Genomic DNA, 22,578 nt, shown 5'->3' with positions numbered 1-22,578 from the left:
CTTGGGCAGAATTCTCGCATGCGACTCTGGCTGCTCCCGGCCCTTCTGGTTGCGGCGCTGCCCGCCTGGGGTGCGCACGCGTATGCCCAGTTCGGCGACATCAGGTACCCCGTCGGCTTCACCCACTTCGACTATGTGAACCCGGACGCGCCCAAGGGCGGCGAGATCCGGCTGGTGCCACCGATCGCCGTCACGCAGTTCGACAAGTTCAACCCGTTCACGCTCAAGGGCACCGCGCCCGCCGGGCTCACGGACCTGGTGTTCGAGTCGCTGCTGGTGGGCAATCTGCAAGAGCCCTCGACCGCCTACGGCCTGCTGGCCGAGGATGTGGAGGTGGCGCCCGACCATCGCTCCGCCGTGTTCCGCCTGCGGCCCGAAGCGCGCTTCAGTGACGGCGCGCCGGTGCTTGCCGAAGACGTCGTGTACTCATGGCGAACACTCATCAGCAAGCAGGCGGCGCCGCAGTACCGAACGCTGCTGGCGGGCATTCGCAGCGTCAAGGCCGTGAGCGAGCGCGTGGTGCGCTTCGACTTCGATTCGGACAACCGCGAACTGCCGCTGCTGGCCGGTGGCATCCCGGTCTTCAGCCAGCGCTGGGGTCAGGGCAAGCCCTTCGACCAGGTCATCACCGAACTGCCCATCGGCTCCGGTCCGTACCGGCCCTCCAGCGCCCGGCTGGGCCGCGACATCACCTACGTGCGCGACAAGAACTACTGGGGGCGTGACCTGGCGGTGCGCCGGGGCCAGTACAACTTCGACCGCATCACCTACAAGCTCTACCTGGACGACACGGCCCGCTTCGAGGGTCTGAAGGCGGGCGAGTACGACCTCAAGCGCGAGTTCATCTCGCGCAACTGGGCCCGCCAGTACACAGGCCGCGCCTTCGACCGCGGCGAGGTGAAGAAGCAGGTCTTTCCCAGCGGCGCGCCGGGTGACTACCAGGGCTACATCTTCAACCTGCGCAATCCCAAGCTGCAGGACGTGCGCGTGCGCCAGGCGCTGGCCCTGACCATGGACTTCGAATGGCTCAACCGCCAGATGTTCTATGGCATCTATACGCGGGTGCAGGGCTGGTTTCCCAACAGCCCCTTCCAGGCCAAAGGGCTGCCGGGCGCCGATGAACTGGCCTTGCTGGAGCCGCTGCGCGCCCAACTTCGGCCCGAGGTCTTCGGCCCGGTGCCGCTGTCTCCCAGCACCGTGCCGCCTTCCAGCCTGCGCGAGAACCTGCGCAAGGCCCGCGATCTGCTTGCCCAAGCGGGCTGGACCTATCGCGACGGCGCGCTGCGCAATGCCAAGGGCGAAGCCTTCACGCTGGAATACCTGAACGCCCAGCCTTCGGGCGTGCGGCTGGTGCTGCCGATGCAGGCCGCCATGGCCAAGCTGGGCATCCAGATGACGGTGCGCAACGTCGACGGTGCGCTGTACCAGCAGCGCATGGACGACTTCGATTTCGAGCTCGGCAGCATCCGCATTCCGGCCCGCACCACGCCGGGCAGCGAGCTGCTCGAATACTTCGGCTCCGAAGCAGCCGGCACGCATGGGTCGGCCAACTATTGGGGCCTGAAGGATCCGGCGGTGGACGCCATCATTCGCCGCGTGCTGGCCGCCACCACGCGCGACGAGCTGGGCGCCGCCATGCGCGCGCTCGACCGCGTGCTCACCAACGGCTACTACGGCATCCCGCAGTGGTACAGCAGTGGCTTCCTGGTGGGCTACCGGCCCGCCGGTTTCGTGCTGCCGCCGAGCGTTCCGCCCTACTACGAACCGGACAGCTGGGCCGCGGCAACGTGGTGGGCGTCCTCCAGCAACAAATAGCGCGGCATGGCCCTCTACATCCTCAAACGTCTGCTGCTGATGGTGCCGACCCTGCTGGGCGTGCTGCTGGTGAGCTTCGCGGTGATCCAGTTCGTGCCGGGCGGTCCGGTGGAGCAGATGGTGTCGCAACTGCAGGGCCGCTCGGCCGGGGGCGAGGGGCCTTCGGCAGGTGGGTCTGCCTACCGTGGCCGGCAAGGACTCAGCGCGCAGCAGGTGGCCGAGATCAAGGCCCTGTACGGCTTCGACAAGCCGGCGCCCGAGCGTTTCTGGCAGATGCTCAAGGCCTTCGTGCGCTTCGACCTCGGCCAGAGCTTCTACCAGCGCAAGGCCGTATGGGACCTGGTCAAGGAGAAGCTGCCGGTGTCCGTCAGCCTGGGCCTGTGGACCTTCTTCATCAGCTACCTCATCGCCGTGCCGCTGGGCGTCGCCAAGGCGGTGCGGGCGGGCACGCGCTTCGACTTCGTCACCACGCTGCTCGTGCTGGTGGGCTATGCCATCCCGGGCTTCGTGCTGGGCGTGGCGCTGCTGGTGGTGTTCGGTGGTCAGCTGCAATGGTTCCCGCTGCGGGGGCTGACCTCGGCCAACTGGGAGCAGATGTCATGGGGTGCGCGCATCGTCGACTACCTTTGGCACATCGCACTGCCCATCACGGCCATGGTGCTGGGCAGCTTTGCCGTCACGGCCATGCTGACCAAAAACGCCTTCCTTGAAGAGATCCGCAAACAGTACGTGTTGACTGCTCGGGCCAAGGGCCTGCGAGAGAAGCAGATCCTCTGGAAGCACGTGATGCGCAATGCGCTGATCCCCATCATTACCGGCTTTCCGGCCGCCTTCATCGGCGCTTTCTTCACTGGCTCGCTGTTGATCGAGACGCTGTTCTCGCTCGACGGTCTGGGCCTGCTCAGTTACGAGAGCGTGATCCGACGCGACTATCCCGTGGTATTGGGCACGCTCTATCTATTCACGCTGATCGGCCTGGTGACCAAGCTGATCAGCGACCTCTGCTACGTGTGGGTGGATCCGCGCGTGAAGTTCGACTGAGCATGAGCGACACCTCCGCGCCTTCCGTTCCTCTGTCCCCAGGGCGCCGTGCCTGGCGGCGATTCCGTCGCAACCGGCTGGGCTTCGTGAGCCTCGTGCTCTTCACCGTGCTGGTGGTGCTCAGCCTCTTTGCAGAAGTGCTGTCGTCCGACCGGCCGCTCGTGGTGCGCTACGAGGGGCGCTTCTACTTCCCGGTGCTGACGGACTACTCCGAGAAGACCTTCGGCGGCGACTTCGAGACGCCGGCCGATTACCTCGACCCATTCATCCGTGAGCGCATTACCCAGGGTGGCAACTGGGCGTTGTACGCGCCGAACCCGTACGGGCCCCGCACCCTGAACTACTTCGCCAGCCGGCCGAACCCGGCCGCACCGTCGTCCGAGAACCTGCTGGGCACCGACGACCGCGGCCGAGACCTCTTGGCGCAGCTCATCTACGGCTTCAGGGTGAGCGTGCTGTTCGCGCTGGCGCTGACCGCCATCGGCGTGGTGCTGGGCGTGATCACCGGTGCCATCCAGGGCTTCTTCGGCGGCAAGACCGACCTGGCCTTCCAGCGCTTCATCGAGATCTGGGGCTCCATGCCCGAGCTCTACCTGCTCATCATCTTCAGCGCGATCTTCGCGCCCAGCGTGGCGCTGCTGCTGGTGCTGTTGTCGCTCTTCGGCTGGATGGGGATGTCGGACTACGTGCGGGCCGAGTTCCTGCGCAACCGGCAGATGGACTATGTGCGCGCAGCGCGCGCCCTGGGCGTGGGCAACTTGGCCATCATGTGGCGGCACATCCTGCCCAATAGCCTGGTGCCGGTGGTGACCTTTCTGCCCTTTCGCATGAGCGCGGCCATCCTGGCGCTGACCTCGCTGGACTTCCTCGGCCTCGGGGTGCCGCCGGGCACGCCCTCGCTGGGCGAACTGCTCAACCAGGGCAAGGCCAACATCGATGCCTGGTGGATCTCGCTGTCCACCTTCGGCGTGCTGGTGGTGACGCTGATGTTGCTCACCTTCATGGGCGACGCGTTGCGCGACGCCATGGATCCGCGGAAGGCCTGATTCATGACCGAAGCTCTTCTGCGTGTGAAGAACCTGCGCATCGCCTTCGACGGGAAGCCGGTGGTGCATGGCGTCGACTTCGATCTGGCGCCGGGCGAGAAGCTGGCGCTGGTGGGCGAGTCCGGTTCGGGCAAGACCGTCACGGCGCTCAGTCTGCTGCGGCTGCTGCCCGATGCGCAGGTCAGCGGCGAGGCCCGGCTGGCGGGAGATACGCCGCGCGATCTGCTGGCGCTGCCCGAACGCGCGTTGCGCGGCATCCGTGGCCGCGAGATCGCCATGATCTTCCAGGAGCCGATGACGGCCTTGAACCCGCTCTACCCCGTGGGCGACCAGATCGCCGAGGTGCTGCGGCTGCACGAGGGCCTCGGCGCCCGCACCGCCCATGAGGCGGCCGTGCAGCTGCTGGCCGACACCGGCGTGCCGGAGCCAGCGCGCCGCGCGCGCGCCTTTCCGCATCAGCTATCGGGCGGGCAGCGCCAGCGCGCCATGATCGCCATGGCGCTGGCCTGCAAGCCGCGGCTGCTGCTCGCCGACGAGCCCACCACGGCACTGGACGTCACCTTGCGCGTGCAGATCCTCGACCTGCTCGACACCCTTCAGCAGCGCCATGGCATGGCGGTGCTGATGATCACGCACGACCTCAACCTCGTGCGGCGCTTTGCCGACCGTGTGGCCGTGATGGAACATGGGCGCATGGTGGAGCAGGGCAGCGTGCGGCAGGTCTTCGACGCGCCCCGGCATCCCTATACCTGCAAGCTGATCGACAGCCGCCCCGAGCGGCGCGTGGCCGAGGTGCCGGCGCAGGGTGATGAAGCGCCGGTGCTGTCGGCCCGCGAGGTCGCGGTCAGCTATCCGGTGCCGCGTCCGGGCGTTCGCGGCTGGTTCGGCCGCGACCGGTTCGTGGCGGTGCAGGACGCCGACCTTCTGATCCGACCCGGCGAGACACTCGGCGTCGTCGGCGAGTCCGGATCCGGCAAGTCGACCTTGGCGTTGGCTGCACTGGGCTTGCTGCCCTTTGCGGGCGAGATGCGCGTGGCCGGGCAGGCGTGGCGCCGCGGCGCCAGGGCCGACCGGGCGCTTCGGCGGCAGGTGCAGGCCGTGTTCCAGGATCCCTTTTCTTCGCTGTCGCCGCGCATGACGGTGGCGCAGATCGTGGGCGAGGGCCTGTCGGTCCACGCCCCCGAACTGCAGGCGCCGCAACGGCATGCGCGGGTCGTGCAGGCGCTGGTGGAAGTCGGGCTCGACGAAGCGCAGTTTCCACAGTTGCTGTCCCGCTATCCGCACGAGTTCTCGGGCGGACAGCGCCAGCGCATCGCCATTGCGCGCGCGCTGGTCGTGCAACCGCGTCTGCTGGTGCTCGACGAGCCCACCAGCGCGCTCGACGTCACCATCCAGAAGCAGGTGCTGGCCCTGCTGCAGCGGCTGCAGCGTGAGCAGGGTCTGGCCTACCTGCTCATCACGCACGATGTGGAGGTCGTCCGGGCGATGGCGCATCGGGTGGTCGTCATGAAGGACGGGCACATCGTCGAGCAGGGGCCGGTCGATGCGGTACTGGGTGCGCCTTCGCATGCCTACACCCGTCAGCTCGTCGCCGCGGCGCTGGCGGGTGAGCCCGCGTGAACGGCGTCGGTCAGGGCGGCGCCCGATCCGAAGGCGCCCAGGCCTGGCGTGCCGCCCTCGCATGCATGGTGGCGCTGGCGGTGGCCATGGGTCTGGGCCGCTTCGCCTTCACGCCAATGCTGCCGGTCATGCTCGGCGAGGGACAGATTGATCTGCAGGCGGGTGGCGTGCTGGCCTCGCTCAACTATCTCGGCTATTTCCTGGGAGCGCTGTCCAGTGCCTGGCTGCGTGCACCTGCCCGCACCCTCGTGCGCGCAGGTCTGGTGGCCACGGCCGCGCTGCTGGTCGGCATGGGGCTGCTGAACGGCTTTGCCGCCTGGGCCACCTTGCGCACGGCGGCCGGGCTCGCGAGTGCCTGGGTCTTCGTCTTTGCCAGCGGATGGGGCGCGCGCCGGCTGGCCGAGGCGCATGCGCCCGGACTGGGTGGTGTCATCTACGCCGGGCCGGGCCTGGGCATTGCCGTGACGGGCTTCCTCGGTGGGCCGGCGGGGCGGTGGGGCGCATCGGTGGCCTGGTGCGTGTATGGCGTCCTGGCCCTCGCCTTGATTGCGCTGGTCTGGCGCGTCTTCGACGATGGGCGGGAGGCGGCGCCGGCTGCCGCAGCCGCGTCGACCCGGCCGGCGCCCGCTGCCGAAGGCGGCGGCGCTGAGGCAGCCTGGCTGGTCGGCCTCTATGGGGTGGCCGGCTTCGGCTACATCATCACGGCCACCTTTCTGCCGGTCATCGCGAGGCAGGCGCTGCCGGGCTCCACCTGGCCCGACCTGTTCTGGCCGCTGTTCGGTCTGGCCGTGGTGCCGGGCGTGCTGATCGGCGGCCGGGCGCCCCAGCACTGGGACAACCGGTTGCTGCTTGCCGGCGGCTACGTCATGCAGGCGCTGGGTGTGCTGCTGTCGGTGGCGTGGCCCACGATCACGGGTTTCGCGATCGGCAGTGTGCTTCTGGGGCTGCCCTTCACCGCCGTCACCTTGTTCGCGGTGCGGGAGGCGCGGCGGCTGCGTGGCAACGCCGCGGCAGGACTGATCGGCTACGCAACGGCGTCCTACGGGCTGGGACAGATCGTGGGGCCCCTCTTCGCTGCGCCGGTGGCCCACCGGTGGGGCAGCTTCGCACCGGCGCTCTGGGTGGCTGCGGCCGCGCTGCTGGTGGGGGCGGTGCTGTTCGTGGTCGTCTGGCGCCGGTCGGCGTCCAATCGGCGGGGCCGCTGAGTTCGCTGCGCCGTGCGGGAAGGCGAATGCTCAGAGAAGGCGCGGCCCTGTGGGCGGAAATTCGTGTTTTCTCTGCGCATATCGGCATGTCCGTCCCGCTGCATGTGCAATTGCGACACAAATTCCCTATAATCGAAGGCTCACGACCAAACGGGCGGGTACTCACCGCCCTTTTTTTTTGGTTGTCCCCCCTTCTTCGCCGCCTCGGGTACTTGATTTTCAGGCCCGCCGGATGCACTGCCGTCCGGCAGGCCTTCGGTTCTGGTGCGGCAGCAAAGATCGGCCAGGGCACTCAGTCAGAAGGACGCACGCGAACGGTGGCATTGCAGCAGACGGTAGAAAAAACGGTAGCCCAGACAGTGACTGGGCTGGGTTACGACCTGGTCGAGATCGAGCGCTCGGCCGGTGGGCTGCTGCGTGTCACGATCGATCTGCCCTGGGCCGGCCCCATCGCCGAAGGCGTTGAGGAAGCCTTCGTGACCGTCGAAGACTGCGAAAAGGTGACCCGCCAGCTGCAATACACCCTCGAGGTCGAAGGCGTCGACTACCAGCGGCTGGAAGTCTCCTCGCCCGGCATCGACCGGCCCCTGCGCCATGAACGAGATTTCGAGCGTTTCGCGGGCGAGGTCATCGACATCGTGCTCAAGGCGCCCATGGGCCAAGCCGCGGCCGGCCAGGTCAGCGCCAACCGCAAGAAGTTCCGCGGCACGCTCGAGCGCGTCGAGGCGGCCGACGGCACCCATGGCTGGCAGATCGTCTGGAGCGACGAGCCCGCGCCTGCCAAGCCCGGCCAGAAGATCAGCAAGAAGCGCGCGCCCGCCACGCTGCAGGCGCTCGGCTTTACCTTGGACGAGTTGCGCGAGGCGCGACTCGCTCCCCTCGTGGATTTCAAGGGGCGCAAGCCCAAGAGCGGCGCGGCGACGCCGCAGTGACAAGAACGAACAGTAGGGTCATCGAATGAATCGCGAAATGTTGATGCTGGTGGATGCGATCTCGCGCGAGAAGAACGTCGAGCGCGACGTCGTCTTCGCCGCCGTGGAATCCGCCCTGGCACAGGCGACCAAGAAGCTGTATCCGGGCGATGTGGACATCCGTGTGGCCATCGACCGCGACACCGGCGCCTATGAAACCTTCCGCCGCTGGCACGTCGTGCCCGACGAGGCCGGCCTGCAGCTGCCCGACCAGGAAATCCTGCTGTTCGAAGCCAAGGAAGAAGTGGCCGACATCCAGGTCGACGAATACATCGAGGAGCCGGTCGAGTCGCTGCCCATCGGCCGCATCGGCGCCATGGCCGCCAAGCAGGTGATCCTGCAGAAGATCCGTGACGCCGAGCGCGAGATGCTGCTCAACGACTTCATGTCGCGCGGCGAGAAGATCTTCACCGGCACCGTCAAGCGCATGGACAAGGGCGACATCATTGTCGAGTCGGGCCGCGTCGAAGGTCGCCTGCGCCGCGGCGAGATGATCCCCAAGGAAAACCTGCGCAACGGCGACCGCGTGCGGGCGATGATCATGGAGGTCGACCTGACGCTGCGCGGCGCGCCGATCATCCTGTCGCGCTCGGCGCCGGAGTTCATGATGGAGCTCTTCCGCAACGAGGTGCCCGAGATCGAGCAGGGCCTTCTCGAGATCAAGAGCTGCGCCCGGGACCCCGGCAGTCGCGCCAAGATCGCCGTGCTGAGCCACGACAAGCGGGTCGACCCCATCGGCACCTGTGTCGGCGTGCGCGGCACCCGCGTCAATGCGGTGACCAACGAGCTCGCCGGCGAGCGCGTGGACATCGTGCTGTGGTCGGACGATCCGGCCCAGTTCGTCATCGGCGCGCTGGCCCCGGCCAACGTGCAGTCGATCGTGGTCGACGAAGAGAAGCACGCCATGGACGTGGTGGTGGACGAGGAGAACCTCGCCATCGCCATCGGCCGCGGTGGCCAGAACGTGCGGCTCGCCTCCGAGCTCACGGGCTGGAAGATCAACATCATGGACGCGAATGAATCGGCCCAGAAGCAGGCCGAGGAAACCGCCGTCACGCGCCAGCTCTTCATGGAGAAGCTGGACGTCGATGAAGAAATCGCCGACATCCTCATCCAGGAAGGTTTCACCAGCCTGGAAGAAGTGGCCTATGTGCCCATCGCCGAGATGCTCGAGATCGAGGCCTTCGACGAAGACACCGTCAACGAGCTGCGTGCCCGCGCCAAGGACGTGCTGCTCACGATGGAGATCGCCCGCGAGGAGAAGGTGGAGGCCGTGTCGCAGAACCTGCGCGACCTGGAAGGCCTGACGCCCGAACTGATCGGCAAGCTGGCGGAAGCCGGCGTCCACACCCGCGACGACCTGGCCGACCTCGCCGTCGACGAACTCACCGAAATCACCGGCCAGAGTGCCGACGAAGCAAAGTCCCTCATCCTCAAGGCGCGCGAACATTGGTTCGACGGCGCACAAGAGTGATGTGATGGGAGGCACCAGATCCTATGTCCAGCACCACCGTTGCAGAGTTCGCACAAGAACTCAAGAAGACGCCCGAAACCTTGCTTGACCAACTCCGCAGCGCCGGCGTGGCCAAGTCTGCCGCTTCGGATGCCCTCACCGAGGGCGACAAGCAGCGCCTGCTCAGCCATCTCAAGGCGAGCCATGGCACTGCCGCACCTGCCGAACGCAAGAAGATCACGTTGACCAAGAAGTCGACGACCGAGATCAAGCAGGCGGATGCCCTGGGACGTGCGCGCACGATCCAGGTGGAGGTGCGCAAGAAGCGCACCTTCATCCAGCGAGACGACGCGCCGGCTGAAGCGCCTTCGACGCCGCAGGAGGACGAGGCCGAACTCGCCCGCCGCGCCGCCGAACTCGCCCGCCGCGAGGAAGAGGCACGCGAGGCCGCCGAGGCCCTGCGTCGACAGGAAGAGGAACTCGCGCGCCAGCGTGCCGAGCGCGAAGCGGCCGAGGCCGCCGAGCGTGAGCGCCAGGCCCGCGAGGACGCGGAAGAGGCCGCCGCCCGTGCGAAGGCCGATGCAGAGGACGCCGTGGACCGCACCCGCCGCGACCGCGAGGCGCAGGCCGAGCGTGCCCGCGCCGAGGCCGCCGCCCTGAATGCGGCCGCACACCAGGCACGCGTCGCATCGTCGCCGGCCGCCCGTGCGCAGGCCGAGAGCGATGCCGCTGCCGCAGCCAAGGCTGCCGCCGACAAGGTCGCTGCCGACCGGGCGGCGGTCGAGAAGGCCCGCGAGGAGGCCCGCGCCAAGGCCGCTGCCGACTCCAAGGCTGCCGCTGACGCCGAAGCCGCCCGTGCCCGCGACCTGGACGAGCGCCGCCGCAAGGCGCTGGCCGAGGCCGAGGCCATCCGCCAGATGATGAACGCGCCCAAGCGCGTGCTCGTCGCCAAGAAGGAAGAGCCGAAGCCTGTCGAGGCCAAGCCGGCAGTCAAGGGCACGTTGCACAAGCCTGCGACGGGCACCGGGACGCGTCCGGCTGGCACGACCGCCGCGCCGGCCGCTGCACCGGGCACCGCCGGCAAGGAAGTCAAGTCGGCCAAGCTGTCTTCCAGCTGGGCCAATGACAACGCCAAGAAGAAAGAGATCAAGACCCGTGGCGACGCCAGCGGCGGCGTGGGCCGCAACAACTGGCGCAGCGGCCCCCGCAGCCGCCGTGGCGGCGGTGATCGCGATGACTCGCCGCAACAATCGGCGCCGGTCGAGCAGCGCATCATTGAAGTGCACGTGCCCGAGACGATCACCGTCTCCGAACTCGCGCACAAGATGGCCATCAAGGCCTCCGAGGTGATCAAGCAGCTGATGAAGCTGGGCCAGATGGCGACAATCAACCAGTCGCTGGACCAGGACACGGCCATGATCCTCGTCGAGGAAATGGGTCACAAGGCCGTCGTGGCCGCGCTGGACGATCCCGAAGCCTTCACCGAGGAAGAAGTGCAAGCCGCAGCGGCCGATGCCCTGCCGCGCGCACCCGTGGTCACCGTCATGGGCCACGTCGACCACGGCAAGACCTCGCTGCTGGACCGCATCCGCACCACCAAGGTGGCGGCGGGCGAGGCCGGCGGCATCACGCAGCACATCGGCGCCTACCACGTCGAGACGCCGCGCGGCATGATCTCCTTCCTGGACACCCCGGGCCACGAAGCCTTCACGGCCATGCGTGCCCGCGGTGCACAGGCGACCGACATCGTCATCCTGGTGGTGGCGGCGGACGACGGCGTCATGCCCCAGACCAAGGAAGCCATCAAGCACGCCAAGGCGGCCAAGGTGCCGATCGTGGTCGCGATCAACAAGATCGACAAGCCCGATGCCAATTCCGAGCGCGTGCGCAGCGAGCTGGTGGCCGAAGAGGTGGTGCCGGAAGAATTCGGCGGTGATTCGCCTTTCGTCGAGGTTTCGGCCAAGACGGGCAAGGGCATCGACGAGCTGCTGGAGCAGGTGCTGCTGCAGGCCGAAGTGCTGGAACTCAAGGCGCCGGTGGATGCCGCCGCCAAGGGTCTGGTGATCGAAGCCCAGCTGGACAAGGGCCGCGGCCCCGTGGCCACGGTGCTGGTGCAGTCCGGCACGCTGAAGGTGGGCGACGTGGTGCTGGCCGGCGCGACCTTCGGCCGCGTCCGCGCCATGACCGACGAAGACGGCAAGAACACCAAGTCGGCCGGCCCCTCCATCCCGGTGGAGATCCAGGGTCTGACCGAGGTGCCGCAGGCCGGCGACGATTTCATGGTCATGGCCGACGAGCGCCGCGCCCGCGAGATCGCGACCTACCGTGCGGGCAAGTTCCGCAACACCAAGCTGGCCCGTCAGCAGGCCGCCAAGCTGGAGAACATGTTCTCCGAGATGACGGCCGGCGAGGTCAAGACGCTGCCGATCATCATCAAGGCGGACGTGCAGGGCTCGCAGGAAGCGCTGTCGCAGTCGCTGCTCAAGCTCAGCAACGAAGAGGTGCGGGTGCAGGTGGTGTACGCCGGCGTCGGCGGCATCAGCGAGTCGGACGTCAACCTGGCGATCGCCTCCAAGGGCATCGTCATCGGCTTCAACGTGCGTGCCGATTCCGGCGCGCGCAAGCTGGCCGAAGGCAATGGCGTGGACATCAAGTACTACAGCATCATCTACGACGCCGTGGACGAGCTGAAGACGGCGATGGCCGGCATGCTGGCGCCCGAGCGGCGCGAAGAGATCATCGGCCATGCCGAGATCCGCACGGTGTTCGTGGCCACGAAGATCGGCACGGTGGCCGGCTCGTACGTGCTGGACGGCGTGGTCAAGCGCGACGCCCACTTCCGACTGCTGCGCGACAACGTCGTGATCTACACCGGCGAGCTCGATTCGCTCAAGCGGATGAAGGACGACGTCAAGGAAGTGCGCGAAGGCTTCGAGTGCGGTATCAAGCTCAGGAACTACAACGACATCCGCGAGGGTGATCAGCTGGAGCTCTTCGAGATCAAGGAAATCGCCCGGACGCTGTAAGCGCCGGTCAGACGTCCCTACGCCATGCCAGCGAAGAAGTCATCCGTCCCCAATCGCGGCTTCAAGGTCGCGGATCAGATCCAACGCGATCTGTCGGAGCTGATCGCCCGCGAGCTGAAGGATCCGCGCGTGGGCATGGTCACCCTGCAGGCCGTCGAGGTCACGCCCGACTATGCCCACGCGAAGGTGTTCTTCAGCCTGCTGGTGGGCGATCCGCAGGAGACGCAGGAGGCCTTGAACCAGGCCGCCGGCTTCCTGCGCAACGGCCTGTTCAAGCGGCTGCACATCCACACCGTGCCGACGCTGCATTTCGTGTTCGACCGCACGACCGAGCGTGCGGCGGACATGAACGCCTTGATCGCCAAGGCGGTGTCCTCGCGCTCGAAAGAAGAGTAGACCGATGACGTCGCCATCCCGTGTCAGGGTGCAGCGGCGCCCTGTGCATGGGGTGTTGCTGCTCGACAAGCCGCTGGGCCTGTCCAGCAACCAGGCGCTGCAGAAGGCCAAATGGCTGATGCGCGCCGAGAAGGCCGGCCACACCGGCACGCTGGATCCGCTCGCGACCGGCGTGCTGCCGCTGTGCTTCGGCGCCGCCACCAAGTTCAGCCAGCTGCACCTGGACGCTGACAAGTGCTACGAGACCACGGTGCGCCTGGGCCGTACGACGAGCACCGGCGACGCCGAGGGCGAGGTGACCAGTGAGCAGCCGGTCGATTGCACGCCCGAGCAGGTGCACGAGGTGCTGGCGCGGTTCCGCGGTCCCATTTCGCAAGTGCCGCCCATGCACAGTGCGCTCAAGAAGGACGGCAAGGCGCTCTACGAATACGCCCGTGAAGGCATCGTGCTGGAGCGTGAGCCGCGTGCGGTCGTGATCCATGCGCTGACGCTTCTCGCGGCGCAACTGGAAGGGCCGGAGCCCTTCCTGCGTCTCGCGGTGCAGTGTTCCAAAGGCACCTACATCCGTACGCTGGGCACCGACATCGGCGCGGCGCTGGGCTGCGGCGGCCATCTGACAGCTTTGCGCCGAACGCGCACGGGGCCGTTTGCGGCCGATCAGTGCGTGTCGCTGCAGACGCTGGAGGCCATGGACGACGCGCAGCGCCTCAATGCGCTTCTGCCCACCGACGCGCTCGTGGACGGCCATGTGCCCGTCACGCTGGCGGCCGAGGATGCGGGTCGATTCCTTTCCGGCATGCGCCGGCGTGGCCACTGGCCCGATGCCGAGGCGGTCGCCGTCTTCGGCGCACAGCCCGAAGCCTTCCTGGGCAGTGCCCATGTGAAGGCGGGCGAATTGATTCCCGGGCGACTGCTGAGCCCGCTCGAAATCCAGCAGACCCTATTGCAAACCCATTCAAAGTCACTTGAGCCCTCGCAGGAGGTAACGACACCATGACCCGACAGATCCGCAACATCGCCATCATCGCCCACGTCGACCACGGCAAGACCACCATGGTGGACCAGCTGCTGCGCCAGTCCGGCACCTTCGCCGACCACGAGAAGGTGGTCGACACAGTGATGGACAACAACGCCATCGAAAAAGAGCGGGGCATCACCATCCTGGCGAAGAACTGCGCCGTGAGCTGGAAGGGCACGCACATCAACATCGTCGACACCCCCGGCCACGCGGACTTCGGCGGCGAGGTGGAGCGGGCGCTCTCGATGGTGGACGGCGTGCTGCTGCTGATCGACGCGCAGGAAGGCCCGATGCCGCAGACGCGCTTCGTGACCAAGAAGGCGCTGGCCCTGGGCCTCAAGCCCATCGTGGTGGTCAACAAGGTGGACAAGCCCGGTGCCAACCCCGACAAGGTGGTGAACGCCGCCTTCGACCTGTTCGACAAGCTGGGCGCGACGGACGAGCAGTTGGACTTCCCGGTGGTCTACGCCTCGGGCATCAACGGCTGGTCCTCGCTGGAAGAGGGCGCGCCGGGCGAGCAGTGGGGCCCCGACATGTCGGCCCTGTTCGACACCGTGCTGAAGTACGTGCCCTCGCAGAAGGGCGACCCCGCCGCACCGCTGCAGCTGCAGATCTCGGCGCTGGACTTCTCCACTTTCGTGGGCCGCATCGGCGTCGGCCGCATCAGCCAGGGCACGCTCAAGCCCATGCAGGACGTGCTGGTGTGCGAAGGCCCGGAGGGCAAGACCTACAAGGGCCGCGTCAACCAGGTGCTGACCTTCCAGGGCCTGGACCGCGTGCAGGCCACCGAAGCCGGCCCCGGCGACATCGTGCTGATCAACGGCATCGCCGACATCGGCATCGGCGTCACGGTGACCGACCCGGCCAACCCGATGCCGCTGCCGATGCTCAAGGTGGACGAGCCCACCCTGACCATGAACTTCTGCGTCAACACCAGCCCGCTGGCCGGCCGCGAAGGCAAGTTCGTGACCAGCCGCCAGATCTGGGACCGACTGCAGAAGGAACTGCAGCACAACGTTGCGCTGCGCGTGAACGAGACGGACGAGGAAGGCGTGTTCGAGGTCATGGGCCGCGGCGAACTGCACCTGACCATCCTGCTGGAGAACATGCGCCGCGAAGGCTATGAAATGGCCGTGTCCAAGCCGCGCGTGGTGTTCCGCACCGTCGACGGCGAGAAGCACGAGCCGATCGAGCTGGTGACGGCCGACATCGAGGAACAGCACCAGGGCGGCGTGATGCAGGCCCTGGGTGAGCGCAAGGGCGAGCTGGTCAACATGGAACCGGACGGTCGCGGCCGCGTGCGCCTGGAGTACCGCATCCCGGCGCGCGGCCTGATCGGCTTCACCAACGAGTTCCTGAACCTGACCCGCGGCTCGGGCCTCATCAGCAACATCTTCGACAGCTACGAGCCGCACAAGGGCGACATCGGTGGCCGCAAGAACGGCGTTCTGATCTCCATGGACGACGGTGAAATCTTCACCTACGCCCTGGGCAAGCTCGACGACCGCGGCCGCATGTTCGTGAAGGCGAACGACCCGGTGTACGAAGGCATGATCGTCGGCATCCACAGCCGCGACAACGACCTCGTGGTCAACGCCACGCGCACCAAGCAGCTGACCAACTTCCGCGTCAGCGGCAAGGAAGACGCGATCAAGATCACGCCGCCCATCGACCTCACGCTGGAATACGGCGTCGAGTTCATCGAGGACGACGAGCTGGTCGAGATCACGCCCAAGAGCATCCGCCTGCGCAAGCGCTTCCTGAAGGAACATGAGCGCAAGCGCGCCAGCCGCGAAGCCTGATCCTGCGCCCCCGGCGCGGCGCGGCCTGACGCATGGCCGCGCCGTCGCATTGATGGTGCTGGTCACGCTCATGTGGGCGACGGCCGGCGTCGTCACCCGCCAGCTGGAGCGGGCCGCCAGCTTCGAGGTCACCTTCTGGCGCAGCTTCTTCACGCTGCTGGCGATGGTGCTGATCCTCGGCGTCCTACGCGGCCGCGGCCTCTGGCGCAGCCTGCGCGAAGGTGGGCTTCATCTCTGGGTTTCCGGCTTGTGCTGGAGCGTGATGTTCACCGCCTTCATGGTGGCGCTCACCCTGACCACGACGGCCAACGTGCTGGTCACACTGGCCACCGGACCGCTGCTGGCGGCCCTGGCCGCTCGCCTCTTCATCGGTCACCGTCTGCCACCGCGCACCTGGGCGGCCATCGCCGTGGCCGGCGCTGGCATCGCCTGGATGTATGGCGCGCTGATTGGCGACCAGGGCGCCCTGGCGGGCACGCTGGTGGCCCTGTGTGTGCCCATTGCGGGCGCCTGCCACTGGACGAACGTGCAGCAGGCGCATGCCAGCGGGGCCGAGGTCGATCTCCTGCCTGCCGTGCTCATCGGAGCGGCCGTGTCGGCGGCCTGCATGCTGCCGCTCGCGTGGCCGTTCACGGCCAGCGGACGGGACCTGGCGCTGCTGGGCTTCCTGGGCGTGTTCCAGCTCGCCATTCCCTGCATGCTGTCGATGGTCGCCGCAGGCGTGCTCAAGGCGCCCGAGGTGGCGCTGCTGGCCCTGCTGGAAGTGCTGTTCGGCATCGCGCTCGCCTGGGTCGGAGCGGGTGAGGTTCCGGCGTCGACGGTGTTCAGCGGCGGTCTGCTGGTGATCGGTGCGCTCGTGGCCAACGAATGGCTGGGGTGGCGCGCGGCTCGTCCACCAACCTGACCCGCGGGGCAGGCGCCCGGTGGCGAAAAAACTAAAAGGGGGCGTTACGCCCCCTTGGTGCTTGTGAGACCGGTGCCACGCACAAGGCGGGCCGAGGTCCCTGCCTCGGAACGCTCAGGGACGGGCGACCTTCCAGGCGCCGTTGAGCATGCCCTCGCCAGTGCGGTCGCCCGCCTTGGCATCCTTGGACCAGTAGTACAGCGGCCAGCCGTTGTAGGCCCACTGCTTGCTGCCGTCATCGCGCGTCACGATGGTGTAGCCTCCCATGGGCTTGGGGTTGGCGGGCGCCATCAGCGGCGGCCAGTTCGTGGCGCACTGGCCATTGCACATCGACTTGCCGCTGTTCTGCGCATCGCGGGCGAAGGTGTAGAGCGTCTTGCCGTTCGGGCCGATCAGCACGCCATCGACGGTGCGCGTGGGCGCATCGGGCGCGGGCGTGGTGGCACAGCCGGCCATCAACGCAGCGAGTGCGAGGGCGGGGACGCCGATCAGGGTGGTCTTTTTCATGGCAATCATGCGGTTCTCCTGGTTGAACGAAAGACAGCGGGACGAGTGTAGGAAGAGGGTCGGGGCCGGCCACGTAGGCGCAGGGCGAATTCGGTGTCGTGCCTCACAGCTGCCCATGGACGGTTTGCGCCAGGGCAAGCAGGCGTTCGCGGCCCAGGGGGGCGCTCAGTGCGTAGCCGAAGCCGTCGTCCACCCAGTAGAAGGTCGACAGTTGCGGGCCGGCTTCGAACCGGAAGGCGGCGCCCCTGGCTTCGGGTGTGTTGGCATCGAGTTGCCCAAGGTAGAGCGTCAGGCGCTGGCCCTCGGCGTTCTGGTACATGAACTGCGCCCGTGCACCTGCCGAACCCGGCAGCAGGCGGCCACCGACCAGCGCGTAGCCTTGCGACGCCAGATCCGGCAGCTTGAGCGGCCGATCCAGCCGTCGCGACAGCCATTGGACCAGGTGCTGTTCCTCGGAAGCGCCGACCTCCACCGGATGGCGCTTCTCGGGCGCGTAAAGGCTGTACGCCACGGCGGCTTCGCGGACGAAGCCATGCAAGGGCGGCGCCTGCACTCTGGCCATCCCGCGACCGCTGCTGCCATGCAGACCGCTGGTCCACCAGCCCGTGCCGAATGCCAGCACCACCGCAGCAGCCATGCCCATCCAGCGAAGAGCGAGCGCCTGCCGGCGCTTGCGTCGCAGCGCCGTTGCCAGCGCCAGGGCCGCTGCCTGCAGACCGGGGGGCGCGGGTTCGTCGAGCACATGCGCGTGCAATTGGCGCAACTGCTGACGCAGGCGTTCCCAGTTCTCATCGGAGGCGGGGTGCGACGGCGGGGAGGGTGGGCGGTTCATGGCGCGGGGCTGGCTCACTTGAGGCGGCGCAGGGCAGGCCGGCTGCCGCTGCCCGTGCGTTGCGGCGGTGCGCCGTCCATCAACTGGCGCAGCCGGTCGCGCGCGCGGGACAGGCGCGACATCACCGTCCCGAGGGGTACGCCGAGCACGCGGGCGATCTCGGCATAGGAGAGGTCTTCCAGCGCGGCCAGCAGCAGCACGGCGCGCTGCTCTTCCGGCAGCAGAAGCAGGCAGCGCTGAAGGTCGAGGTGGCCGTCAGGCGTGGCGACGCGGGCCGTCGGCTCTGCATCCAGCGTGTCGATGTCCTCGGCAGGCGTCGGCGTCCTGCGCACCTGACTGGCATGGAGGTTGTGCATGAGCGTGAACAGCCAGGCCCGCAGGTCGGTCCCCGGTGTCCACAGCGACCATTTGTGGCAGGCACGCTCCAGCGTGTCCTGCACCAGATCGTCCGCCGCCCAGGCGTCGCCCGTCAACGCCCGCGCGTAGCGTCGCAGTGCGGGGATGTGGCCGACGATGGCGTGGGAAGCGCTCATTGATTGGATGAACGCCTGGGCGTGGCGATTTATTCCACGCATCGCCAAAAAAACCGGGGCGGTCCGCTACAAGCGCCGTGGCCAGCATGCGCAGACTTCCGCGCAACAGGCAAAGAAAGGCGCCCTCTCCGACAGGCTCAGCGGTTGTGGGTCTTGAGCGCGCGCTCGACCTCGCGCTTGCCCTCGCGGTCCTTGATGGTGTCGCGCTTGTCGTGCTCGGCCTTGCCCTTGGCCAAGGCGATCTCGCATTTGACCTTGCCGGCCTTCCAGTGCAGGTTGAGCGGCACCAGGGTGTAGCCCTTCTGCTCCACCTTGCCGATCAGGCGCCGGATCTCTTCCTTGTGCAGCAGGAGCTTCTTGGTCCGGATGGCGTCGGGGTTGACGTGGGTCGACGCGCTCTTGAGCGGGTTGATCTGACAGCCGACGATGAACATCTCGCCGTCGCGGATCATCACGTAGCCGTCGGTCAGCTGCACCTTGCCCTCGCGCAGTGCCTTGACCTCCCAGCCCTCGAGCACCATGCCGGCCTCGTAACGTTCCTCGAAGAAATAGTTGAATGCCGCCTTCTTGTTGTCGGCGATGCGGGGGTTGGTGTTGTCCTGCTTTTTGTTGGCCATGTGGATTCCATTTGGGGGCGCATGGCATTCCTACAATCGGCTCGCACACACGTGCAGATTCTATGAAAAGTGTCCATAAGTCCGTCCTGATCTGGTACAGCGCCACCGAGATGTATGACCTGGTGACCGATGTGGCCCGCTATCCCGAGTTCCTTCCATGGTGTGACCGGGCCCAGGTGATCGAGCAGGACGATGCCGGCATGACCGCGGAAGTCGGCCTGGCGTTCGGCGGCATGCGCCAGAGCTCCACCACGCGCAACACGCATGTGCCCGGCCGCGAGGTGCAGCTCAAGCTCGTGAAGGGGCCGTTCTCGCAGTTGGAGGGCATCTGGAAGTTCGCCCCCGTCGGCCAGGAGGGCGAACGCGCCTGCCGCGTAACGCTGGACCTGAACTACGGCTTCGACAACTTCGCACTGCAGGCCCTGGTCGGCCCCGTCTTCGACAAAGTGGCCTCTTCGCTGGTCGAAGCTTTCGTCAAGCGGGCCGAGCAGGTCTACGGCGAGGGCGGTCCCGCCGCATGATCGGGGTCGTCGTGTGCTGGTCGATAGCGCCGCGACAGGTCGGCGAGCAGGCGATTCAGCTCGCAGAGGGATCCAGCGTCCGCCAGGCAGTGCAGGCGAGTGGCGTGTGCGAGCAGTGGCCGGCCTGGGCCGAAGAAGCGAGCCCCGGTGTGTGGGGGCGTGCTGTTGCGTGGGACGCGCCGGTTCACGACGGCGATCGGATCGAGTTGTGTCGCCCGTTGAAGGTCGATCCCAAGGTGGCGCGCAGGGAGCGCTTCCAGCGGCAGGGATCGCGAACGGCGGGGCTGTTCGCCAAGCGTCGTCAGGGCGCCAAGGCGGGCTATTGATTCGCGGGTGAGCGGGTCTGGCGGAGCGGCCAGCGAGTTAACGCTTTCACGCGGGCTTCAACGCGCCGCGCAATCGCTCTGGACGACACCCTGCAGCCGCCGCTGCTCGGCCGCACGTGCGCCATCATCCATGATCTCGCGCTCGCCTTGGCCATTGACCCGGGCGATCCGGATGCCGCTGTCCAGTGTGGCCAGGCCCTGACGGGCGCGTGCGCAGTTCTCCTGTTTGGCCTTGGCGGCCTTGGCTTCCGCCTCGGCCCGCTTGGCCTTTTCGGCGTCTTCGGCCTGGCGCGCCTTCTCTTCCAGAGCCTTGTCCACGCGAGGCGCGGATGCGGCAACTGCCGGCGTCGGCGCTGGCGCTGGCGCTGCAGGCGGAGGTACCGTGCTGCCGTTGGGGCGGCCAATGATGTTGCGCGCCGGAACGTCCGTGGGTGGCGGGCGGTCGCTGAACACCTTGCGGCCGTTGCCATCGATCCATTGCCACTGGGCTTGGGCGGCCAGCGGCAGTGCCAGCAAGGCCAACAGGACGCAGGTTGCGGGTCTCATCCGCCCAGTGTAGTGGCTGCCGTGGCAGCTCGTTACAATCCATCTTTTGGAGCTTCACCATGCGCCTTCTCGGCAAAGCGCTCACCTTCGACGATGTGTTGCTGGTGCCTGCGTTCTCCCAGGTCCTGCCCAAGGACGCCTCCCTCAAGACCCGCCTTTCCCGCAACATCGAGCTGAATCTTCCCCTGGTTTCGGCGGCGATGGACACCGTGACCGAAGCCCGCCTGGCGATCGCCATCGCCCAGGAAGGCGGCATCGGCATCGTGCACAAGAACCTCACCGCCCAGCAGCAGGCAGCCGAGGTGGCGAAGGTCAAGCGTTACGAATCCGGCGTGCTGCGCGACCCGGTCGTCATCACGCCGCAGCACACGGTGCTGCAAGTCCTGCAACTCTCGGAAGAGCTGGGCATTTCCGGATTCCCCGTGATCGATGGCGGCAAGGTCGTCGGCATCGTCACCGGCCGTGATCTGCGCTTCGAGACCCGCTACGACGTGCCGGTCACCGAGATCATGACGCCGCGCGCCAAGTTGATCACCGTGAGCGAAGGCACCTCCCCGGCCGAGGCGAAGGCGCTGCTCAACAAGCACAAGCTGGAGCGCTTGCTCGTGGTCGATGACGAGTTCGAGCTCAAGGGCCTGATCACCGTCAAGGACATCACCAAGCAGACGAGCTTTCCGAATGCCGCGCGCGATGCTGCCGGCCGGCTGCGCGTGGGCGCGGCGGTGGGGGTGGGCGACGGCACCGAAGAGCGGGTCGAGGCGCTGGTCAAGGCCGGTGTCGACGCCATCGTGGTGGACACCGCCCACGGCCACAGCAGGGGGGTGATCGAGCGCGTGCGTTGGGTCAAGCAGCACTATCCGCAGGTCGACGTGATCGGCGGCAACATCGCCACAGGTGCGGCCGCCAAGGCCCTGGCGGACGTGGGCGCGGATGCGGTCAAGGTGGGCATCGGACCAGGCTCCATCTGCACCACCCGGATCGTGGCGGGCGTGGGTGTGCCGCAGATCATGGCGATCGACAACGTGGCCACCGCGCTGGGCGGCACGATTCCGCTGATTGCCGACGGCGGCATCCGTTACTCGGGCGACATCGCCAAGGCCATCGCTGCGGGCGCGAGCACGGTCATGATGGGCGGCATGTTCGCCGGCACCGAAGAGGCGCCCGGCGAGGTCATCCTGTACCAGGGCCGCAGCTACAAGAGCTACCGGGGCATGGGTTCCATCGGAGCGATGCAGCAGGGCAGCGCGGACCGCTACTTCCAGGAGTCGAGCACCGGCAACCCCAATGCCGACAAGCTGGTGCCCGAGGGCATCGAAGGCCGCGTGCCGTACAAGGGCTCGATGATCTCCATCGTGTACCAGATGGCCGGCGGCCTGCGCGCGTCCATGGGCTATTGCGGCTGCGCCACCATCGAAGAGATGAAGGCGAATGCCGAGTTCGTGGAAATCACGGCAGCAGGCATCCGCGAAAGCCACGTCCACGATGTGCAGATCACCAAGGAAGCGCCCAACTATCGGGCCGAGTGATCCTCATCAGACTAAAAATGGCCAGATTCTTCTGGCCATTTTTTTATGCTGGACTAGAATATGGTCCGAATCGCCAACAGACGGGCCAGATTTCCGATGCACACCGTCCCCATCCACCAAGCCAAGAGCCAGTTGTCCGAACTGATCCGCGCCGTCGAAAACGGCGAAGAGGTCGTGCTGACGCGCCACGGCAAACGGGTGATCCGGCTGATCAAGGAGCCCGAGTCGGTGCAACCCAGCATCGAGGCGCGTCGGCAGGCCATCGTGGCGGAGTTGCAGGCCCTGCGCGCCAAGGTCGCCGCGACGGCCGCGGAGCAGGGTGGGGGCTTCGACCTGCTGTGGCAGCAGCACGAGGCCGCCCAGGCGGGGCGGACGGAGGCATGGGTGACGAGCGATGGCCCAGCAGCCGTGTACCCGGAGCGAGACGATGCTGGTCATTGACGCCTCTGCCTTCACGCGCTGGGCCTTCCCGGCCGAAGGCAGCGACCGCGTGTCGCAGGCGCTGATCCGCGTCATGACCGAAGAAGAGAGCGCGACCAGTGCCGCGACCTTTCCGCTGGACGTGCTCCATGCCACCGGCTGCGCGCTGGCCACCGGCCGCTTCACCACCGCCGTCCACCAGCATGTGCTGCGGCTGCTGAGCCGCTTGCCGGTGGCCCTGGCGCCCATGCGCATCTCGCCGCTGGAGTTCTGGACCTGGGCGCGGTCGCTGCAGCTCGGTCCACATGACGCGGCCTACCTCAAGCTGGCCGTCGACCTCAAGGCGCCGCTGGTGACCATGGCGCCCGCGCTGCACCGTGCCTGTCTTCAACTGGACCATCCCGTGATCACCGATCTCGCCTGAGACGGTGCTGAGCGGTCCCTGTCTTCATT

The 22,578-nt window shown here is 67.3% G+C and carries 22 protein-coding genes; 17 read left to right on the top strand and 5 right to left on the bottom strand.

What is annotated here, in order from left to right:
* Nucleotides 1-18: 18 nt before the first annotated feature.
* The 12 genes from QZ772_RS01685 to QZ772_RS01630 all read left to right on the top strand — a co-directional run bounded on the left by QZ772_RS01685 (nucleotide 19) and on the right by QZ772_RS01630 (nucleotide 16,297).
* Nucleotides 19-1,815 carry an extracellular solute-binding protein gene (locus tag QZ772_RS01685; RefSeq protein WP_295522415.1) on the top strand — a complete coding sequence of 599 codons (1,797 nt, stop codon included), beginning with the start codon at nucleotides 19-21 and terminating at the stop codon, nucleotides 1,813-1,815.
* A gap of 6 nt (nucleotides 1,816-1,821) precedes the next feature.
* The gene (locus QZ772_RS01680) at nucleotides 1,822-2,856 is read left to right on the top strand and encodes a microcin C ABC transporter permease YejB (protein WP_295522413.1); all 1,035 of its coding nucleotides are present in this window, start codon (nucleotides 1,822-1,824) and stop codon (nucleotides 2,854-2,856) included.
* 2 nt (nucleotides 2,857-2,858) lie between these two features.
* Nucleotides 2,859-3,902 (top strand): ABC transporter permease, encoded by a 1,044-nt coding sequence (locus QZ772_RS01675; protein WP_295522411.1) that lies wholly within the window; start codon nucleotides 2,859-2,861, stop codon nucleotides 3,900-3,902.
* Between the two features lie 3 nt (nucleotides 3,903-3,905).
* A complete protein-coding gene (locus QZ772_RS01670) occupies nucleotides 3,906-5,522 on the top strand; it encodes an ABC transporter ATP-binding protein (RefSeq protein WP_295522409.1) in 1,617 nt (538 codons plus the stop codon).
* Between the two features lie 65 nt (nucleotides 5,523-5,587).
* Nucleotides 5,588-6,727: a YbfB/YjiJ family MFS transporter gene (locus QZ772_RS01665; RefSeq protein ID WP_295522446.1), complete on the top strand. Its 1,140-nt coding sequence runs from the start codon at nucleotides 5,588-5,590 to the stop codon at nucleotides 6,725-6,727.
* A 317-nt stretch (nucleotides 6,728-7,044) separates the two neighbouring features.
* Complete coding sequence (gene rimP / locus QZ772_RS01660) at nucleotides 7,045-7,659, top strand: ribosome maturation factor RimP (protein WP_295522444.1); 615 nt, start codon at nucleotides 7,045-7,047, stop codon at nucleotides 7,657-7,659.
* 25 nt (nucleotides 7,660-7,684) lie between these two features.
* Nucleotides 7,685-9,172 (top strand): transcription termination factor NusA, encoded by a 1,488-nt coding sequence (gene nusA / locus QZ772_RS01655; protein ID WP_295522407.1) that lies wholly within the window; start codon nucleotides 7,685-7,687, stop codon nucleotides 9,170-9,172.
* Nucleotides 9,173-9,195: 23 nt separating this feature from the next.
* Nucleotides 9,196-12,177, top strand: coding sequence for a translation initiation factor IF-2 (gene infB / locus QZ772_RS01650; RefSeq protein ID WP_295522405.1), 2,982 nt, complete (start codon nucleotides 9,196-9,198; stop codon nucleotides 12,175-12,177).
* A gap of 24 nt (nucleotides 12,178-12,201) precedes the next feature.
* The gene (gene rbfA / locus QZ772_RS01645; RefSeq protein ID WP_114804132.1) at nucleotides 12,202-12,573 is read left to right on the top strand and encodes a 30S ribosome-binding factor RbfA; all 372 of its coding nucleotides are present in this window, start codon (nucleotides 12,202-12,204) and stop codon (nucleotides 12,571-12,573) included.
* Between the two features lie 4 nt (nucleotides 12,574-12,577).
* On the top strand, nucleotides 12,578-13,570 hold the full coding sequence (gene truB, locus QZ772_RS01640) for a tRNA pseudouridine(55) synthase TruB (protein WP_295522403.1): 993 nt from the start codon (nucleotides 12,578-12,580) through the stop codon (nucleotides 13,568-13,570).
* Entirely contained in the window at nucleotides 13,567-15,393 is a 1,827-nt protein-coding gene (typA, locus tag QZ772_RS01635; RefSeq protein ID WP_295522401.1) for a translational GTPase TypA, read from the top strand. The genes truB and typA overlap by 4 nt, the downstream gene beginning before the upstream one ends.
* Complete coding sequence (locus QZ772_RS01630) at nucleotides 15,362-16,297, top strand: DMT family transporter (protein WP_366510517.1); 936 nt, start codon at nucleotides 15,362-15,364, stop codon at nucleotides 16,295-16,297. The genes typA and QZ772_RS01630 overlap by 32 nt, the downstream gene beginning before the upstream one ends.
* 114 nt (nucleotides 16,298-16,411) lie before the next feature.
* Here QZ772_RS01630 and QZ772_RS01625 read toward each other — a convergent pair whose 3' ends face one another.
* From QZ772_RS01625 to smpB, 4 genes are all read right to left on the bottom strand, one after another.
* Nucleotides 16,412-16,813 (bottom strand): ATP-binding protein, encoded by a 402-nt coding sequence (locus tag QZ772_RS01625; protein ID WP_295522400.1) that lies wholly within the window; start codon nucleotides 16,811-16,813, stop codon nucleotides 16,412-16,414.
* Between the two features lie 94 nt (nucleotides 16,814-16,907).
* Nucleotides 16,908-17,636: an anti-sigma factor gene (locus QZ772_RS01620; RefSeq protein WP_295522398.1), complete on the bottom strand. Its 729-nt coding sequence runs from the start codon at nucleotides 17,634-17,636 to the stop codon at nucleotides 16,908-16,910.
* 14 nt (nucleotides 17,637-17,650) lie between these two features.
* A complete protein-coding gene (locus tag QZ772_RS01615) occupies nucleotides 17,651-18,169 on the bottom strand; it encodes a sigma-70 family RNA polymerase sigma factor (RefSeq protein ID WP_295522396.1) in 519 nt (172 codons plus the stop codon).
* A gap of 137 nt (nucleotides 18,170-18,306) precedes the next feature.
* Nucleotides 18,307-18,786, bottom strand: coding sequence for an SsrA-binding protein SmpB (smpB, locus tag QZ772_RS01610; RefSeq protein ID WP_295522394.1), 480 nt, complete (start codon nucleotides 18,784-18,786; stop codon nucleotides 18,307-18,309).
* Nucleotides 18,787-18,848: 62 nt separating this feature from the next.
* Between smpB and QZ772_RS01605 the strand changes: the two genes are divergently transcribed.
* Together QZ772_RS01605 and QZ772_RS01600 are read left to right on the top strand one after the other, a co-directional pair.
* Nucleotides 18,849-19,307, top strand: coding sequence for a type II toxin-antitoxin system RatA family toxin (locus QZ772_RS01605; protein WP_295522392.1), 459 nt, complete (start codon nucleotides 18,849-18,851; stop codon nucleotides 19,305-19,307).
* Nucleotides 19,304-19,633, top strand: coding sequence for an RnfH family protein (locus QZ772_RS01600; RefSeq protein WP_295522390.1), 330 nt, complete (start codon nucleotides 19,304-19,306; stop codon nucleotides 19,631-19,633). The genes QZ772_RS01605 and QZ772_RS01600 overlap by 4 nt, the downstream gene beginning before the upstream one ends.
* 57 nt (nucleotides 19,634-19,690) lie before the next feature.
* On the opposite strand, the gene QZ772_RS01595 is transcribed toward QZ772_RS01600, so the two are convergent.
* Nucleotides 19,691-20,179 (bottom strand): DUF4124 domain-containing protein, encoded by a 489-nt coding sequence (locus tag QZ772_RS01595; RefSeq protein ID WP_295522388.1) that lies wholly within the window; start codon nucleotides 20,177-20,179, stop codon nucleotides 19,691-19,693.
* Nucleotides 20,180-20,238: 59 nt separating this feature from the next.
* Between QZ772_RS01595 and guaB the strand changes: the two genes are divergently transcribed.
* From guaB to QZ772_RS01580, 3 genes are all read left to right on the top strand, one after another.
* A complete protein-coding gene (guaB, locus tag QZ772_RS01590) occupies nucleotides 20,239-21,705 on the top strand; it encodes an IMP dehydrogenase (RefSeq protein WP_295522386.1) in 1,467 nt (488 codons plus the stop codon).
* A 96-nt stretch (nucleotides 21,706-21,801) separates the two neighbouring features.
* Nucleotides 21,802-22,146 carry a type II toxin-antitoxin system Phd/YefM family antitoxin gene (locus QZ772_RS01585; RefSeq protein ID WP_295522384.1) on the top strand — a complete coding sequence of 115 codons (345 nt, stop codon included), beginning with the start codon at nucleotides 21,802-21,804 and terminating at the stop codon, nucleotides 22,144-22,146.
* Entirely contained in the window at nucleotides 22,133-22,549 is a 417-nt protein-coding gene (locus tag QZ772_RS01580; protein ID WP_295522382.1) for a type II toxin-antitoxin system VapC family toxin, read from the top strand. The genes QZ772_RS01585 and QZ772_RS01580 overlap by 14 nt, the downstream gene beginning before the upstream one ends.
* The last annotated feature ends 29 nt before the right edge of the window (nucleotides 22,550-22,578 follow it).

The organism is uncultured Pseudacidovorax sp. (assembly GCF_913773995.1).
Taxonomy (GTDB): Bacteria; Pseudomonadota; Gammaproteobacteria; order Burkholderiales; family Burkholderiaceae_C; genus Xenophilus.
The sequence above is the reverse complement of the archived record's forward strand: the minus strand, read 5'-3'. Positions and strand labels throughout refer to the sequence as shown.

Coding starts and splice junctions, on each gene's coding strand:
- QZ772_RS01685 (WP_295522415.1), top strand. CDS start 19: ATGCGACTCTGGCTGCTCCCGGCCCTTCTGGTTGCGGCGCTGCCCGCC.
- QZ772_RS01680 (WP_295522413.1), top strand. CDS start 1,822: ATGGCCCTCTACATCCTCAAACGTCTGCTGCTGATGGTGCCGACCCTG.
- QZ772_RS01675 (WP_295522411.1), top strand. CDS start 2,859: ATGAGCGACACCTCCGCGCCTTCCGTTCCTCTGTCCCCAGGGCGCCGT.
- QZ772_RS01670 (WP_295522409.1), top strand. CDS start 3,906: ATGACCGAAGCTCTTCTGCGTGTGAAGAACCTGCGCATCGCCTTCGAC.
- QZ772_RS01665 (WP_295522446.1), top strand. CDS start 5,588: ATGGTGGCGCTGGCGGTGGCCATGGGTCTGGGCCGCTTCGCCTTCACG.
- nusA (WP_295522407.1), top strand. CDS start 7,685: ATGAATCGCGAAATGTTGATGCTGGTGGATGCGATCTCGCGCGAGAAG.
- infB (WP_295522405.1), top strand. CDS start 9,196: ATGTCCAGCACCACCGTTGCAGAGTTCGCACAAGAACTCAAGAAGACG.
- rbfA (WP_114804132.1), top strand. CDS start 12,202: ATGCCAGCGAAGAAGTCATCCGTCCCCAATCGCGGCTTCAAGGTCGCG.
- truB (WP_295522403.1), top strand. CDS start 12,578: ATGACGTCGCCATCCCGTGTCAGGGTGCAGCGGCGCCCTGTGCATGGG.
- typA (WP_295522401.1), top strand. CDS start 13,567: ATGACCCGACAGATCCGCAACATCGCCATCATCGCCCACGTCGACCAC.
- QZ772_RS01630 (WP_366510517.1), top strand. CDS start 15,362: ATGAGCGCAAGCGCGCCAGCCGCGAAGCCTGATCCTGCGCCCCCGGCG.
- QZ772_RS01625 (WP_295522400.1), bottom strand. CDS start 16,813: ATGATTGCCATGAAAAAGACCACCCTGATCGGCGTCCCCGCCCTCGCA.
- QZ772_RS01620 (WP_295522398.1), bottom strand. CDS start 17,636: ATGAACCGCCCACCCTCCCCGCCGTCGCACCCCGCCTCCGATGAGAAC.
- QZ772_RS01615 (WP_295522396.1), bottom strand. CDS start 18,169: ATGAGCGCTTCCCACGCCATCGTCGGCCACATCCCCGCACTGCGACGC.
- smpB (WP_295522394.1), bottom strand. CDS start 18,786: ATGGCCAACAAAAAGCAGGACAACACCAACCCCCGCATCGCCGACAAC.
- QZ772_RS01605 (WP_295522392.1), top strand. CDS start 18,849: ATGAAAAGTGTCCATAAGTCCGTCCTGATCTGGTACAGCGCCACCGAG.
- QZ772_RS01600 (WP_295522390.1), top strand. CDS start 19,304: ATGATCGGGGTCGTCGTGTGCTGGTCGATAGCGCCGCGACAGGTCGGC.
- QZ772_RS01595 (WP_295522388.1), bottom strand. CDS start 20,179: ATGAGACCCGCAACCTGCGTCCTGTTGGCCTTGCTGGCACTGCCGCTG.
- guaB (WP_295522386.1), top strand. CDS start 20,239: ATGCGCCTTCTCGGCAAAGCGCTCACCTTCGACGATGTGTTGCTGGTG.
- QZ772_RS01585 (WP_295522384.1), top strand. CDS start 21,802: ATGCACACCGTCCCCATCCACCAAGCCAAGAGCCAGTTGTCCGAACTG.
- QZ772_RS01580 (WP_295522382.1), top strand. CDS start 22,133: ATGCTGGTCATTGACGCCTCTGCCTTCACGCGCTGGGCCTTCCCGGCC.